The following is a 15633-nucleotide window of genomic DNA, read 5'->3' on the forward strand; positions in this document are numbered from 1 at the left end:
CTGATTAGGGCGAAACGGCGCATCCCGTACCGCAGGTGTTGTTCAAGTACTGTGCGGGCTTCTCGCCCCAGGACTTGCCGATGATGATGCGGCTCGGGATGTTAGCTCCCTTGAACCCTTGCGCGTTGCTCGTGCCCGAGACGGTGTTGTTGCGAACGATGTTGGTGGAGTAATCCGCATTCCCCGCGACACCGCCGGTGACCATTGCCGACGAATTCATATCAGGCGCACCGTACCCGTAGACGGCCGTGACGGTGTTGTATTCGATCACGTTATTGCCTGTCACTTGCGACGCGTTGTCGTTCTCGACACCCGTAGCGCAGTCGGTCATGGTGTTGTGCCCGATGTAGCCGTTGCTGTGAGCATCGAATACCGGCCCGTAGTAGCCGCAGCTTGCGAACGTGTTGTACTCGATTTTGTCGCCGCTTCCGCCATTGGGCGATCCGTAAGTCTGGAACATCGCCTGACCGAAGAACTGCTTGAAGCTGTTGCCAGCCAGGAAGAAGTTGCTGACCGGACCGGTTGTTTCAATCGGAATGTCCCAATGCCGCGCATCGTTGGGGTACCACTGCGGAGCCGCGGTGTTGGCACCAACGAAGTTGCAACCAACGATGCTGTTGTCGTGGTAAGGGTTGCCCCAGTCGCCGATGATGAACATCTGGTTGTTAAAGCCGGTGGTCCGCTTAAGTACGGTCCCCTGGCACTGAAGGCGCCGGTAGTTCTGTTTGATCTGAATCTGCCCATTGATGACGCACGTCCCGGCGGGAGCCAACACATCGCTTGTATTGAGTGCCTTCTGGAATGCGGCAGTGTCGTCCGTTACCCCATCGCACTTCGCGCCATAAGCGATTGGGTTGACAGGGTTGACGAGCGCCGGCGCAGTAAAGGATGTGGGTGTGCTGGGCGTAGTGGGCGTGTTGGCCTTTATATAGCAGGCCTTGAGATAACCGTATGCGGGGTCACCAAAGGTGCTGTTGTCGCAGGCCACGCTGCCGCTGTAAGGACCATTCACGGAGTACTGTGCTGAGGGTGCACTTGGCGGGAATGCGCCGTAGAGCACACTTTGAGAGCCGGTGAACGAACAGGTGCCGTGTTCTCCTCCACACTGCTGCCAGGACACGCCATTGACGACGACGCTTGCCGGGTTGCTGTTCTGTGCATACGCCCCTGGCAAAAAAACGAGGGAAAATAAAAAAAATGCCGCAAACCTTAAATGCTTCATCACTTCAGATCCAGTTAAAAGAGCGCTGTTGTCAGCGCAAAAAATCATTCAACAGTTGCATTTTTTGATTTGTCCATCTCGTCTTGTGAAGGGCGCAGATTTGTGCCGTTCGACAATGATAGAAGGAAGACGAATTTCGACTCTGGCTTGCTCGCTCGCCGGGCTGTGAGCGTGCTTTGCACGTCAATGCTCCGGGGGCGAAACATTGAAGAAATACAACGGCGGGAGGGGCGGACGAATCGGCTAGCGCCAGGAATTACCTCAGTTTGCTAGTTAACCCTGAGGAATTAAACCCGACTATGAAGTACTTAATTTTGATCTGGATCAAGAAAAAATGGGGGCGGCAAAGAGTGCCGATTGATCATGGTCTCGGGTTCGTGCCGGGCTTGGGATGCGCTGTGACCGATTCGGGGGAGGCGGCTGGCAGCAGCCGAACATATCGCGCTGACTACTCGCCAATGTCTTCGGTTGCGTCTACCCGAGCGGAGTAAATGCGAGTGCGTAGGTTGAGATTTTTTGTCGCCCCGTTTTACTATTGTTGCGGGCTGGATAAGACGACTATGCAACTCATCTGCTAAGCGCCATGCTCCAGTCTGGCCGCCTACGGATGACCAGACTGGAGGCCACTGTCGTGAAAATTGCAATGCGGCTGTCGATCATCCTGTTGGCGGGTTCAATGGCGTTGCTGTCTTGGCGTTTGCTAGCAAGCCGAAACAACGCGCCGGCCGGTAATCCGTATGTCCCCTCTCCTGTTGCAGCGAAGCTCGTTGCGCCGCCACTCGTCGACCCTGTAAATCCGCTGAATTTCGGCGCAAAGTGCGATGGCAAGACCGATGATTCAAAAGGATTTCAGGCTGCTCTCGACGCGGGCGACGTCAAAGTGCCTGCCGGCACCTGCGTGATCGACCGGACGGTCAAAATCACTATCAGCAACCGACATCTCGAATGTTCGCCAGGTACGACACTCAAGCAGACCAATCCTTACGCGCCACAGATGTTTGAGATCGTATCGAGCGATGGGGGAACGTTGAGAGGCAATAGCATTGCGAACTGTGTGTTCGTCGGTTCCAATGAAGTCGCGCCGCGCTTTTTTCTTGACGATGCCCGACATTACAATACGCCGGTGCTAACGCGGGATCAGGTCAGCGAGTTCAGGTTGATCGGCAACACGTTTCGCCGGTTCTTCGGCCAGTCGATGTTCCAAACCTATGGACAGGTGGACGGGGGCAGCGGCGACATCATTGCGTACAACCGCTTCGAGAGTTGCGGCTATTACGGTCCTGTGTTCGTCGCCCACCGGAATGGATATATCGGACATAATACCCTCGTGGACTGCGCGATCGGCGTCGAGAACGATAACGCGAAGCAAATGAGCGGCGGCAACATTATTGAATACAACGAGGTCTCGGCAGTCCATGGCTACGGAGCGCCCGACATGGGCGCCGCCGCCCTGTTGACCGGGGGCACCGCAGGCGACGCCGATTATTCGACGAACATTGTGCGTTACAACACAGTAATGGGTGCAAGTAAGAAGGCACGCGAAGGCGTATTGCCGAGTATCATCTGGCAAAAGGCGAGCGGCGGTGCAGCGCTATATCTGCAAAATACCTGCGGCAACGGATGCAAAGTGATTCAATAAGGAACTCACTGTGCTGCCCGAAGCGGGGCAGCACCGAACATCGAGCGAGGGGGCCATGGAATGCGTTTTGCGCGTCGAACCTCACCGCGGGCGCGGTGAGCGTTCGCCTGTCTGCAAGATTACGGGGCGACCTGATCCACATCGACAAAGCCGTGGAGATAGCCGCTACCGTGCCGGCCGCGACGTAGCGCCATGTCGAGACGGATTCATTCCGAGCCGAAACGATGCCCTCGGTATCGTCTGCGATCCTTCAATGACGACATAGCTTGTCGGAGACCTACTTAATGCAGGCCATCACAATCATCGGCACTATCGTGTTCATCCTCGCGGTGGGCCTCGCGCTCGTCGGTGTAGCGGACGTGCTGTTGCGCCCGTTGTTCAGCCGCGCCGGGACCCGGCAGAGGCGCCGCGCACCCAATGACGCGCGGGCAGCGCGCCGCGCTTCCGAGATCAACCACGAACCGAAAGCGGCGAACCATAACGGCCGCGGTTAGACGCCCGCGTCAACGTCGGCGACTGATAGCGCACTCGAGTCGAGGGGCTCGCTGTCCACCATGAAACCGGGCGGCGCACCGATGAGCTTACGGTGAGCGAGCCTGCGAGCTGCCGCTAAACGAAAAGTGAGCGCGGGACGGACTTTTTCGATGCTCTTGATGCGTGCCGTCAGCCGAGGCGGAACTTCGCGATGTCGCTGCTACAGCCAGCGGCGCGCCGAGTCGCAATATGATCGGTAGTAGTCCGAAATAAATGACGGGCGCCGTGTAGGGTAGCTTGGAGCTCATCAGTAGGCCTAAAAAGCACACCGTGCTGATATCTTTGCGCATGCGCAGGAATATTGCGAAGGGAATTGCGAGGCCCACCACGCCGAACTGCACGACAAAGAAATTGAGCAGGCCCGAGTCATTCAGTGACGCGACGCTCGACGATTCCTCGGCGCTTCTCGGGTTGGCGAGATTCCACAAATCAGATTCGAGGGAGAAGGGACCGTAACCGAAGACGTAGTCCCAGCCGTTACGGATCTCGTAGACATAAGAGAGCAGCGCCACTCGGAGGTGCGAATCCGCGTTGAATTTCAGCAGGAAACTGTTGAGATAGGCGGCAATGACGCCGGGCGATGAAGCGAGGATCACGAGCACCACCACTGTCCACGATCTCGGCAAGTGGCGCCTATACGTCAACATCACGGCTGCGATCAAAACGGCGGCTTGTACAACTGCAGCAGCCGACTGGGTAATGAGCATCGAGATGACCGTCAACCCGATGGGCAGCATCGACGGCAAGCGGCCCCGTGCCCTGGAAAGCAGCATATAGCCGACTGCCATTGCACCCACCGCGGCCGCGAACGTCGAGGGCTCGACGTAAAGACCCGTCGGTCGGTATTTGAAGATCGGATTCACCGACGCGTAATTGAGGTATCGAGAGGCCTCGCCTGTGACCGGCTTGATGAAATCGATGTATTGCTTGCTGACGACGAGCGTCACCGTTTGCAGAAGCAGCACACCGCAGTTCAGCACGAGCAGGGCCTTAATGATCTCAGTGATCTCCTTAAGGCGTGCCTCGATCAAGGCAGCGAATGAAGCGAGAAACGTCACCACCAGCAGCAGGAACATGAAGTTGTTGTTTCCAGACTTCTCGAGCTGCAGAGAGGTGTTGGCATGCGGCACTGCGAGATACCATAAATAGAAAGCGGTGACTATCGCCGCTGAAAGCGACAGGAACGTCATATACCGAGGGCTCACCAATACCTCGCGGGCATCCCGGTCGTGCAGGCAGCACGCGAATAGCAGCAGGATGCCTGTCATGACGACATACGGTCCATGGCTCGTCAGCGAGCAAAGCAGCAGTGCGATAAAGATCAATCCACGAGACAAAGTGAGAGGGCGCATAGTTATTCGCACGGGGTGCCGCCGAGTCGTGCACGCGTCGCGCGCAAAATCGCCCAACAGATCCGGGCACGGGAACGCTTGCTCAGCATGGCGGATTAGTGTGGGTCGTGCTCGTCGTCGCAGGTGTTTCCTCTTGTCGCACGTAGGTCACAAGCCAGCGCGGCGCCCTGAACTTGACGATCGATACATACAGCCAGATGTAGACTGCCACGAATGTAACCGCGGTAGCGGCGAGCACTACCTGGTTCTCCCAGAAGAACGTCGCGGGCACGATGCTGATGAGACTGATCGCCCACAGGTACGGCGAAGTCCTCGCGTTACGGCGGGTGCGCTGGCGCGAGGTCTCCGGATACCCGCCATTGCGCATGAGGCGTCGGAAGATCAGCGTGTGCAGATGAATACCATCGGGCTTACCCGCCGCGCAGCCACGCACGATACGCCGCCGGTAGATCGAGAACATGGTTTCAAAGGCGGGGTAGATGGTCACGACCGCGGCATACCAGGCAGAGATGTTGGCGTGACGCGCGGTCAGCAGCACGACAAGCTCGGCCATCATGAAGCCGGTGAAATACGCGCCTCCATCGCCGAGGAAGATCGATGCAATAGGGTAGTTCCAGATAAGAAAGCCCATGATGGTGCCGATCATCGTGAGGGCGACGCTCAGCACAAGCCAGTCATCGACTTGATGCGCAACAAGGGCGATCGAGCTGAATACCAGTACCGCGACGCCGCCGGCCAGCCCATTAAGCCCGTCGATGATATTCATCGCGTTCGTGAGGCCTGCCACTGTGAGCAGTGTGAGGCCAAGCGCGACAGGCCAGAATCTGACGAGCACCGAATCGATCAGGGGCAGGTCGACGCGTCCGATGACTGAATGCAGTATGAAAACACCTGCGGTCGCCGAGGCGATCGCGCAGAGCAATCGTGTCGCAGGACTGACTTGCTTCGTAAGGTCCTCGGTCACGCCGCTCAACACCGCGGGCATCGCACATAGCAGCAGTTGGAACGATTCCGTGCGCGGATTCGTGCCGAACCACCCTCCAATCGCGAGAGTCAGGGCGACCGCGCTCGCCAAGGCGATACCGCCGACGCGAGGCACGGCCGTGGCGTGCATCTTCTGCACACCCGTCAGGTCGTTATCGAGTGCCGCGCTGCCGGCGAGGCGCGCGTATCTGACAATGAGGAATGTGATCAGGAAGCAGATCAATAACCCGGATATCAGGTTTGGCATTTTTTGATGGCTCGGTGGGTTGTCGATTCGTGTTGCCGCGTTGCCAACGCGACGAAACTCCAGTCTTTATAAATTTTTACGTCCCGAGAAACCCATTTGGTCCACCTTAAGTAATTAAGAATTGCTTTATTAAAAATATTGAAATTACGCAGTGACTAATTAATTAGTCTGATGAGAATTCGGCCGATGCGTTGCTGGCATTGGTCCGTTGTGCCGCGCCGATGAATATTGGTATTCACATTGAAGCGAATGCTGTTTCTCCGTGGCGCTAAATGTAGTGCATGCACCTGATTGTCAGTGTGCGTTAAGGAACACAAATGCGGATGCCCGGTAAATTACAGTGTGGTCTGATTAACTTCGCCGCAGCAGGCCGCTCCATGCGGTCATTCATTTGAGTGAGTCTGTAAGAGCATGCGCATTGCGCTGTGGGTGCCGAGGAGGCCTAAATGAATGTAGAGCAGGTAACAAGAACTTTGTCGGCACCAGCCGGCCACGGTAACCTGTCGCAGACGCTCGATCTGCTGTTGCGCCGCTGGAAGACGATCGCGCTGACGGCGGCCGCGTTCCTGATTCTCGGTGGCGTCATCGCGATCATCATCTCACCGATCTATCAGGCGAACTTGCTCGTCAAGATAAGCGATCTTGCCGACGCGCCGACCGCTCCGAGATCGGCAGCGTTTAACATCGCGCCGCCTTCGTTCGATGCAAAGTCGAACTCGGAGGGCGAAATTCAGGTGATTCGATCTCGCCTTATTGTCGCGCAAACGGTCGATCTGCTCAATCTCGACGTGCTCGCCGGGCCACACCGTTTTCCATTGATCGGTGCGTGGATTGCCCGTCAAAACACAGGTCTCTCGAAGCCCGGCTTTCTGGGTTTTGGCGGATATGCGTGGGGCGACGAAACGATCGACGTTGAGACATTCAATGTACCGCGCAAGCTGGAAGACAAGCCTTTTACAGTCACCAGCCTTGCTGGAGGACGCTACGAGCTGAGCGGAAAAGGCCTTGCCCGTCCCTTTGTTGGAACGATCGGCAACACTGAGACAGTCGCGACTTCGGCAGGCCCCGCGACTTTGCTCGTCAAATCGATCTCGGCGGTGCCTGGCATCCGCTTCGATCTCAAGCGGATTTCCCGACAGGACGCGATCGAGGCCATCCAGAAACTTCTACAGGTCGCGGAGCAGGGCGAAAAGTCGAACGTGCTGAGTGTCTCAATGCGGGGAAGCGATCCCGAGTGGCTCAGCAGGACGTTGAACGCGATCGGAGACGCGTACGTGCGCGAGAACAACGATCGCAATGCGACGATCGCGGCGAATGCGCTGAAGTTCCTTGAAGAGAAACTGCCCGCGATGAAGGCGGAAATGGAGGCTGCCGAGCAGCGATACAACACGTACCGCAATTCAAATTCGCTCGTCGATACGACGGAAGAAGGCAGGCTGATTTTGCGGGGGGTCGCGGATGCGGAAGTCCAGCTGCTCAATCTCGAGAAAAGCCGCGCCGAAATCGCCGATCGGTATACGCCCTCGTATCCGGCTCTAGCGTCGATCAACACGCAGATTGCGTTGACCAAGCAGTACCTCGCGGATCAGAAAGAGCGGGTCAAAGCCATGCCATTGGAAGAGCAGGGTGCGCTCGGGATGATGCGTGACGTAAGGGTGACGACTGAGCTCTACTCCGCGGTGCGCAACAACATCGAGGAGCTGCGGCTCGTCAAAGCCAGCAAGGCCGGCTCCGCACAGTTGATCGACCGCGCCGATGTGCCCGAGCATCCGGTCCGTCCGATCCGTTTGCTTATAGTCCTGGTGTCCGCATTGCTAGGTGTATTCACGGGCGTCGCCATCACGTTCGTTCGCCAATTGCTGCTTGACGGCGTAACGGAGCCAGAGGAAGTCGAGGCACGCACAGGCATGATGGTGTATGGCATGGTTCCGTATAGTGCCAAGCAGCGCCAGTTGGACAGTCAGGCAAGCGGGGCCGGTGCGGACAACTTGATCCTCGCAAGCCGCTACCCGCGCGATCCGACGGTCGAAAGCCTGCGCTCGTTCCGTTCGGCGCTTCAATTTTCGTTGCTGGGCGCGCGCAACAACATCGTCATGCTGGCGGGGCCGCTACCGGAGGTCGGCAAGTCGTTCGTCGCCGCCAATCTCGCATCGATTCTGGCGATGGGCGGCAAACGCGTGCTGCTCGTCGACGGTGATTTGCGCAGGGGCACGCTGCATCGCAGTTTCAATGTTTCGCAGGGTGGAGGGCTCGCCGAGGCGCTTGCGGATCCCGCGCTGTTTTCCGACGTCATCCGGCGCAATGTCTTGCCGAACCTCGACTTGTTGCCCTGCGGCCTCTATCCGGCCAGCCCGTCAGAGCTGTTGGACGGGAGCGCATTCGATAGCCTGATGCGCCAGGCGTCGGCGCAGTACGACATTGTGTTGCTGGATTCGCCACCGGCGCTCGCCGTGGCCGATGCGGGCATCATTGCCTCGTGTGCCGGCTCGGTCTTTCTCGTCGCGCGTTTCTCCGAAACCCGTATCGCGGAAATCGAAGAAACGACCAAGCGCTTCGCTCAGACGGGTGCCCGTGTGCACGGCATCATGCTGAACGGCTTTACCATGGGCAGCATGAAGTACCTGCATCCGGGGCGCTACGGGAGTTACGCCTACATTGCGAACGACGCCAACTCCAGCGCTAACTGAGATGCCGAAACGAGCGGATTGTCCCATGGCGCAGCGCCCGCTACGGTGGGGTGGTGCTGCGAGGATTGACCCATCCTTGCCCGAGGGCGGTGCGCAATGGTAGGCGCGCTGATGTACCAGATTTCTCGCTGGCGAGAGAGGGTGCGCAGCGTCCATCCCGACCATCTGCGCATCGCGTGGGCCACCATGCGCATCTCGGCGTTCGTGCTTATCGGCAAATGTACCGGCGCGCTAAAAGAAATGGCGATCGCGTACAAGTACGGGATCAGCAACGTCGTCGACGCGTACCAGTTCACCACGACAATCGTGACGTGGCTGCCCACCACCTTGCTGTCGGTGATGAGCATCGTACTCGTACCGGTGTTCGTCAACCTGCGATCGCGGTCATCGGAAGATCGGGCGCGGCTCGTTGGCGAGATAGAAGGGGTCGCCGTGGCGATCGGCGTGTTGTTGGCACTTCTGCTGTACGTTAGTTGGCCTATCGTTATCCGTGCGATCGGCGGCGATTTATCTCCGATAACGCGCGAAATGTGTCGGCGACTGATGTACTGGCTGGCACCTACCAGCGTCCTCATACTTGTCTCCAGCATCTTTGCTGCACGTCTTCAGGCCCGTGAGCGGCACATCAATACCTTGCTCGATGGGATACCTGCGGCACTTGTCCTTATCAGTGTGCTGTCGACTGATACGGCCCAAAGCATTGCGCCGTTGGTCTTCGGGACCATCGTCGGTCTCGTTTTGCAGGTCGTTTGGCTGAAATTGCTCGCCGCGCGTGCCGATGGCGTGAAGAGCCGAGCGCGGCTGTCGATGCACTGTCCTGAGTGGAAGTCGATGTGGCTTTCGATACGCACGTTGATGGTCGGCCAAGTCGTGTTCTGCTTCTGTCCGCCGCTCGATCAGTACTTTGCCGCGCGTCTTGGGGAGGGAGCGAGCAGCACACTCGGCTATGCCAGCCGCGTGATTCTGCTGTTGCTCAGCATGGGCGCAATGGCCGCCGCCCAAGCCGCATTGCCAATATTCTCCGACATTCTGAAGCGGGGCGACATCGAACACGCCCGCCGCACGGCGCTTTTCTGGGGGCTCGCGGTATTCGCGCTCGGCGTTGTGTGCGCCGCGGCGTCGTGGCTGCTCGCGCCGGAGGTAATCGCTGTTCTGTTCCAGCGCGGTGCTTTCACTGCGACGGACACGCAAAGGGTAGCTGACGTTTTTCGTTGGGGACTGCTCCAAGTGCCTTTCTACTTTGGGTTGCAGGTGTTGTCGGGGCTGTTTGCAAGCGAAGGACGCTTCAAAGTAATGGCCAACATTGCCGTGGCGACCTTCGCGATAAAGGTGGCGGGCAACTTTCTGCTCGTCCGCCATTTTGGAATTGCGGGCGTGCAAATTTCGACAGGACTCATGTATGGGACCGCATTTTTTCTATCGATGGGCATGCTGCGCGGTGGTGCGAGGCCCAGCGGCGAAGTGGTCTGAGTCGATCGCTGCTCTGGGAGATTGCGGCACATGAAGATTGTTCTCGTCGTCAGCTCGATGGAGACCGGTGGTGCTGAGCGTGTCGCCGCAGTTCTGTCCAGCGCGTGGGCCGCGCGCAGCGACTCGGTCACGTTGGTGGTGACGTACAGCAAGCGTGGCAGCTGCTTCTATCCGATATCGGAGAAGGTGAACTTGATTTTCCTGGCCGATCGGATGAGACGCGACGCCCACATACCTTTGGGCTTTGCCGCGAAACTTGCCGAGCTGCGTAGGATTTTCGTCGAAGCGCAACCTGATGTGATCGTATCGTTTCTGACCAACGTCAACATCGCCGCGATCCTGGCCTCGCGTGGCTTGAACATTCCGGTTGTCGTATGCGAACACAACGACCCCGCCGCCGATGGCCGGTCATTGCTGTGGAGGCTGCTGTGCCGGCTCGTCTATCCGCAGGCGTCCGCGCTGACGTTTCTTTCCGAATCGATTGCAACGGCGTTCTGCAAGGGGCGCGAGGGTGTCATTCCCTACGTCGCTGTTGTGCCCAATCCGCTCCCCGAGGAGCTACTCGGCGTCGCGAAGCCGCGGCGCGGGAGCGGTAGAAAGCGCCTCATCTCCGTGGGCCGCCTGCATCCTCAAAAACAGTACGGACTGCTGATCGACGCCTTCGCAAAGGTCGCGGACGAATTCGATGACTGGGATCTTTGGATCTGGGGCGAAGGCGCCGAGCGATCGATGCTGACCGAAAGAATCGCCGAGCTCCACCTGGCCAGTCGGGTGTACCTGCCGGGAAAGACGCAGGCTCCGTGGGACGAGATGGTCGCGGCCGACGCGTTCGTGCTGTCATCGCGCTTCGAAGGGATGCCAATGGCATTGATGGAGAGTATGGCACTCGGCGTGCCGGCCGTCGCATTTGACTGCCGCAGCGGGCCGCGCGAGTTGATGCGCGACGGTCGGGACGGCCTGTTGATTCCGCCCGGCGATGCGGGTGAGCTCGCTGCCGCGCTGCGACGTCTGCTGTCCGATCGTGCGCTGCGTGAAGAACTCGGTAGCAAGGGTGCGCGCTCGATCCGGGAACGTTATTCCGTCGTTACGATCCTCGCGGTCTGGGATCAGCTGTTTGCCCAGCTGCGCATCGTTGACGACTCCACAGGGGCACGATAATGCAGAAGCAGAAAGTCGTTCTTCTCGCCAACACCGACTGGTATCTATTCAACTTCCGCCTGCCACTCGCGAAAATGCTGCGTGAGCGCGGTTTCGAGGTGATCCTGCTGTCGCCCGACGGCAGCTACGGCCCGAGGTTACGAGAGCTCGGCTTTTGCTGGGAGGTCATGCCGATGGAACGGCGCAGCCTCAATCCGTGGCGAGAGTTCGGGCTCGTCATGTGGCTCGCACGCTTCTTCATGCGCGAGCGTCCGCTCCTCGTGCACGGCTTTACGATAAAGGGCGCCGTATACGGTTCGATTGCGGCGCGTCTTGCCAATGTTCCGATCCGCGTCAATGCGATTGACGGCATGGGTTACGTGTTCACCAGCGATCAGCTGCGCGCACGAATGCTGCGCCCTGTGGTGCGGTATGTGATGCGCTCTGCGTTCAGCGGCGAGCGTTCCGTCGTTGTTCTGCAAAACTCGGACGACGTCGCGCTCTTCAAGCAGTCGCGCATTGCGGCAGACTGTTCGCTTCGGCTCATCAAGGGCGCGGGCGTCAACCTCACGCGCTATCGGCCGCACGAGCGGTCTGCACAGCAGACGAGCTCGCCGTTGCGCATCCTCTTGGCGGCGAGATTGATACGGGAGAAGGGTATCGGCGAATACGTCGAGGCGTCGCGGATGCTCAAAGGCGAGGGGCGCTCGGTGACCTTCCTGCTGGCTGGATCACCTGACGAGGGTAATCCGGCCGCGATCAGCCGTAGTCAAATCGAGGAATGGGTTCGCGAGGGCTTGCTCGTCTGGCTTGGTCACGTCAGCGACATGCCCAAGCTGCTCTCCGGTGTGGATGCCGTAGTGCTGCCGAGCTATTACCGCGAAGGATTGCCGACGACATTGATCGAAGGCGCCGCGTGTGCGTTGCCTCTCATCACCACCGATGCGCCCGGTTGCCGCGAGGTGGTGAGCCGTAACGGCGACGATGGCATCCTCATTCCGGCCCGTGACGCCAAAGCGCTCGCCAACGCGATTCGAATGCTAGACGACGATCGCGCGCTAGGCGTCAAGCTGGGCCTTGCAGCGAGAAAGAAGGCGTTAAGCGAATTCGACGAGAGCATCGTTCTCGGGAAGATGCTTGCGATCTATCACGAGCTCGGTGCCCCATCGCCGGTGACGGTTTGACAGTTGGCGATAACGCAGCGCAGGGAAAATGACCCATGAAAATCGTCCATGTCATTTCCGGTCTCAGCGTGGGCGGGGCCGAAATGATGCTTTATCGCTTGATCCAGGCGTCGCAGCGCGACGGCGTCGAGCATACGGTGATCTCGATGTCGTCGCTCGACGTGATGGGCGACCGCATTCGGGCACTCGGCGTCGAAGTGCGCCTGCTCGGGATGTCGCGCAGTGTGCCGAATCCGTTCGCTCTCGTTCGTCTCGTGCGTTGGTTGGTCGAGCTTCGGCCTGATGTCGTGCAGACCTGGATGTATCACGCCGATCTGTTCGGCGGAGTAGCCGCGCGAATCGCACAGCTCATCGCAGGACGCAATGCTGACCGGCGGAACCGGTTCACCCTTGCCTGGGGAGTGCATCAGACGGAGTTCCCGTCGTTACGCTCGGGGGGCAAGCTCGCACTCGTCGCAAAGTGCTGTGCGCGGCTGTCGTCGCGATTGCCTGACGTCATCGTGTGCTGCGCGGAAACGGCGCGTGTATCGCACGCTAACGGCGGCTATGACGATAAGCGAATGCACGTGATCTACAACGGTTTCGATCTCGAGCTCTTCAGACCACGTTCGCGCGAGAGCGACCCGTTGCGCCCCGCGCTCAAGCTCGATCCGGCGACGAGGGTCGTAGGCATCGTCGGCCGCTACGATCCCGCCAAGGATTACGGCAATTTCGTAAGCGCGGTGGCGAAGGTATCCGCGATCCTGCCCGGCTGCCACTTCGTCATGATTGGCCGAGGGCTCGATGACGGTAATCGGGAACTCGCGGCGATGATTGATCGCGCGGGCATCCAGGGCGTGTGTCACCTTATGGGCGCACGCAGCGATGTGCATTTGGCGGTTTGCGCGTTCGATATTTTTTGCCTGTCATCTCGAAGCGAGGGATTTCCGACCGTCGTCGGAGAGGCGATGGCCTGCGGTGTCCCTTGTGTTGCGACTGACGTTGGCGATACCGCGATGTTGATCGGCAACACGGGCCGTGTGGTTCCGCACGGGAATCCAATGGCGCTTGCGGCCGGCATCGAAAGCCTGCTTTCGCTCACTCATGAAGAGCGTGAACAGCTAGGCGCGCAGGCACGCGCGCGAATGGCTTCCAACTTTTCGATTGAACGTTGTTGGGCTGCATATCGATATGTCTATTCGACGTTGAAGCGACCGCTCGAGTTGGGCGTCGATGCCGCTTGAGCATGAGAGCGCAACATTCCAAAAACTGACGTCATAGAAGAGGGATAGGACTTCATGGACGGGCACTCTGATATTGCTAGCAGCGGAAATGGCGCTCTTCATTTGCTGGTGACACAAACTGCTGCCAAGCCCGCACCAAGCGACGTCATGGCGGCGGGTGCACAGGCCACCGCCGTCCGCGGGGCATATGGCTTGAGCGCACGTACGATTTTTCACGAGCCGTGGTGGCTAGACATTGCCACGGGCGGAAACTGGAAGCTTGCATCCGTACGCGACAAGCAAGGACAAGTGGTGGCCGAGATGCCGTATTCAGTGACACGAAACGGAATCTGGGAAATATCGAAGATGCCCCCTTTGACTCGCACATTGGGGCCGGTTATCGCTGACTCGGAAGAGGGCGCCTGCAGCGACTGGCGTCATCGTTACGGCATCATGAAGGGCCTCATAGCGCAGCTGCCCGAGTGTGCGTATTTTCACCAGCGATTCGACCCACGTATTTCCGACGTGCTCGCTGTTTCGTTGCATGGGTTCGAGGTGTCGGTCTCTTTCACGTTGACAATCGAGCCAGGCAAGTTGGAGTCCGATGTATGGGCTGGTCTTCGTCAAAATACCCGTAACCTGATCCGCAGAGCAAGCGAGCAACTAGTTGTGCGGCAAGTTCTGGACGCGGATGTCTTTGGGGATTTCTACGATGCGAATTTGGATCGCCGCAATCGTGGCAACATGTATGGCTCGAGTGTCATGCGACAGCTCGTGCGTGCCTGTATCGTGAGGAACTCGGGCATGGTTCTCGGCGCCTTTGGCCCGAATGACGATCTTTGCGCTGGCATCGTGTTGATATGGGACGCGAGCGCGATGTACTACCTGTTGTCGTCAAGAACAAACGAGGCACATGGCGGAGCGATCAGTCTGCTACTGTGGGCCGCGATTTGCGACGCCCGCGAGCGCAATCTCACCTTCGATTTCGATGGCATTTCCAATGCCGGCATTTTCCAGTTCTTGAGCGGCTTCGGCGGAACGCTTGCTACTCGGCTCGAGGTCACGCGCGTGAAAACCGACTACGCGGCGGTCCGAAGCATGTTGCGTCTGGCCAAAGAGGCATCGCAAGCAGTGGTTCAGCGCTTGAAACGGTAAGCCGCAAGCCGCAATTGGCGTGTCTGCTGCGCAATGGCGCAAGCCGCCTGAGAAAACATTCGCACTGGGAGCGATTTTCATTCGCTCCCAGCAACGAACGTGATCAAAACTGAGGAAAACGCCCAGCCAATCCCCCTCCGCGCAACAGGTAACGCATGAAAAGTGGGATTCCCGTCAATTGAGCGGCAAACCAAGTGGGCGACGCGCTGTCCGTGATGATGATGGTCCGCAGACGGAACGGATCCGTCTGACTATCGTTCCAGCCAACATCGCAGGTACGTGCCGTTTTGAATCCTGCCGCTTTTACGAATTCGATTTCTCGGGTGCCGTAATTGCCGTTCGGATACGCGAAATGCGAGCAATCGCCGCCTATCAATGCGGCGACTTCACGTCTGGAGTCGGAAATCTCGTTGGCGCATTCCCCGTTATTGCAACGCGTTAATATGGGATGGAACCTCGAGTGCGCCTGAAAGTCCACGAAGGGGCGCATTGCCTCGATTTGCTGAAGGGTGAGACCCGTCGCCAAATCGTCGCTGTCCTGCATAAAGCCGGCCGTTTCGAGCTCGACGAGTCGGTGATCATTGGTGAGTCGCTTCAGGCGCTCGACGCCTGCCTCCTCCGCCGCCGGGTGCAACCACCAATGCCTACGCCGGTGCCCGACTATCCGACTGCACAAAAAGATCGTCGGTCGCACGTTGTGCTTGATAAAGATCGGCAAGAGAGCGGCATTGCCAACATGCCCGTCGTCGAATGTGACGATCGCGCGCGGGCGGCCGGTGCCAGGCTGATTGAGCGCTTCCAACGGAATCAAATCACAAAT

12 protein-coding genes are annotated in these 15633 nt (G+C 58.6%); 8 read left to right on the plus strand and 4 right to left on the minus strand.

Annotation, left to right across the window (positions count from 1 at the left end; all coding sequences use genetic code 11):
• Positions 1-4: 4 nt before the first annotated feature.
• Positions 5-1222: a glycosyl hydrolase family 28-related protein gene (locus tag VL598_RS08805; protein ID WP_325326327.1), complete on the minus strand. Its 1218-nt coding sequence runs from the start codon at positions 1220-1222 to the stop codon at positions 5-7.
• A 631-nt stretch (positions 1223-1853) separates the two neighbouring features.
• Between VL598_RS08805 and VL598_RS08810 the strand changes: the two genes are divergently transcribed.
• Positions 1854-2861, plus strand: coding sequence for a hypothetical protein (locus tag VL598_RS08810; RefSeq protein ID WP_325326328.1), 1008 nt, complete (start codon positions 1854-1856; stop codon positions 2859-2861).
• A gap of 284 nt (positions 2862-3145) precedes the next feature.
• Entirely contained in the window at positions 3146-3355 is a 210-nt protein-coding gene (locus VL598_RS08815; protein ID WP_325326329.1) for a hypothetical protein, read from the plus strand.
• A gap of 87 nt (positions 3356-3442) precedes the next feature.
• Here VL598_RS08815 and VL598_RS08820 read toward each other — a convergent pair whose 3' ends face one another.
• Both VL598_RS08820 and VL598_RS08825 read right to left on the minus strand, forming a co-directional pair.
• The gene (locus tag VL598_RS08820) at positions 3443-4747 is read right to left on the minus strand and encodes a hypothetical protein (RefSeq protein ID WP_325326330.1); all 1305 of its coding nucleotides are present in this window, start codon (positions 4745-4747) and stop codon (positions 3443-3445) included.
• A gap of 82 nt (positions 4748-4829) precedes the next feature.
• The gene (locus VL598_RS08825) at positions 4830-5978 is read right to left on the minus strand and encodes a glycosyltransferase (protein ID WP_325326331.1); all 1149 of its coding nucleotides are present in this window, start codon (positions 5976-5978) and stop codon (positions 4830-4832) included.
• A gap of 446 nt (positions 5979-6424) precedes the next feature.
• Between VL598_RS08825 and VL598_RS08830 the strand changes: the two genes are divergently transcribed.
• From VL598_RS08830 to VL598_RS08855, 6 genes are all read left to right on the plus strand, one after another.
• The gene (locus tag VL598_RS08830) at positions 6425-8665 is read left to right on the plus strand and encodes a polysaccharide biosynthesis tyrosine autokinase (RefSeq protein ID WP_325326332.1); all 2241 of its coding nucleotides are present in this window, start codon (positions 6425-6427) and stop codon (positions 8663-8665) included.
• A 111-nt stretch (positions 8666-8776) separates the two neighbouring features.
• On the plus strand, positions 8777-10135 hold the full coding sequence (gene murJ, locus VL598_RS08835; RefSeq protein WP_325326333.1) for a murein biosynthesis integral membrane protein MurJ: 1359 nt from the start codon (positions 8777-8779) through the stop codon (positions 10133-10135).
• Positions 10136-10165: 30 nt separating this feature from the next.
• Positions 10166-11293, plus strand: coding sequence for a glycosyltransferase family 4 protein (locus VL598_RS08840; protein WP_325326334.1), 1128 nt, complete (start codon positions 10166-10168; stop codon positions 11291-11293).
• Positions 11293-12456: a glycosyltransferase family 4 protein gene (locus VL598_RS08845; protein WP_325326335.1), complete on the plus strand. Its 1164-nt coding sequence runs from the start codon at positions 11293-11295 to the stop codon at positions 12454-12456. Before VL598_RS08840 ends, VL598_RS08845 begins: the two co-directional genes overlap by 1 nt.
• A 35-nt stretch (positions 12457-12491) precedes the next feature.
• The gene (locus VL598_RS08850) at positions 12492-13679 is read left to right on the plus strand and encodes a glycosyltransferase (RefSeq protein ID WP_325326336.1); all 1188 of its coding nucleotides are present in this window, start codon (positions 12492-12494) and stop codon (positions 13677-13679) included.
• A gap of 54 nt (positions 13680-13733) precedes the next feature.
• Positions 13734-14813 (plus strand): GNAT family N-acetyltransferase, encoded by a 1080-nt coding sequence (locus tag VL598_RS08855; protein ID WP_325326337.1) that lies wholly within the window; start codon positions 13734-13736, stop codon positions 14811-14813.
• Between the two features lie 103 nt (positions 14814-14916).
• Here VL598_RS08855 and VL598_RS08860 read toward each other — a convergent pair.
• Positions 14917-15633: polysaccharide deacetylase family protein (locus VL598_RS08860; protein WP_325326338.1), on the minus strand; the 717-nt coding region annotated here is incomplete at its 5' end.

Origin of the sequence: Trinickia sp. (genome assembly GCF_035492435.1) — a bacterium.
Classification (GTDB): Bacteria; Pseudomonadota; Gammaproteobacteria; order Burkholderiales; family Burkholderiaceae; genus Trinickia.

Bases quoted from the DNA above. Each gene is read 5' to 3' on its own strand.
- VL598_RS08820 (WP_325326330.1), bottom strand. From the start codon at position 4,747: ATGCGCCCTCTCACTTTGTCTCGTGGATTGATCTTTATCGCACTGCTG.
- VL598_RS08815 (WP_325326329.1), top strand. From the start codon at position 3,146: ATGCAGGCCATCACAATCATCGGCACTATCGTGTTCATCCTCGCGGTG.
- VL598_RS08850 (WP_325326336.1), top strand. From the start codon at position 12,492: ATGAAAATCGTCCATGTCATTTCCGGTCTCAGCGTGGGCGGGGCCGAA.
- VL598_RS08840 (WP_325326334.1), top strand. From the start codon at position 10,166: ATGAAGATTGTTCTCGTCGTCAGCTCGATGGAGACCGGTGGTGCTGAG.
- VL598_RS08805 (WP_325326327.1), bottom strand. From the start codon at position 1,222: ATGAAGCATTTAAGGTTTGCGGCATTTTTTTTATTTTCCCTCGTTTTT.
- VL598_RS08855 (WP_325326337.1), top strand. From the start codon at position 13,734: ATGGACGGGCACTCTGATATTGCTAGCAGCGGAAATGGCGCTCTTCAT.
- VL598_RS08845 (WP_325326335.1), top strand. From the start codon at position 11,293: ATGCAGAAGCAGAAAGTCGTTCTTCTCGCCAACACCGACTGGTATCTA.
- VL598_RS08825 (WP_325326331.1), bottom strand. From the start codon at position 5,978: ATGCCAAACCTGATATCCGGGTTATTGATCTGCTTCCTGATCACATTC.
- murJ (WP_325326333.1), top strand. From the start codon at position 8,777: ATGTACCAGATTTCTCGCTGGCGAGAGAGGGTGCGCAGCGTCCATCCC.
- VL598_RS08830 (WP_325326332.1), top strand. From the start codon at position 6,425: ATGAATGTAGAGCAGGTAACAAGAACTTTGTCGGCACCAGCCGGCCAC.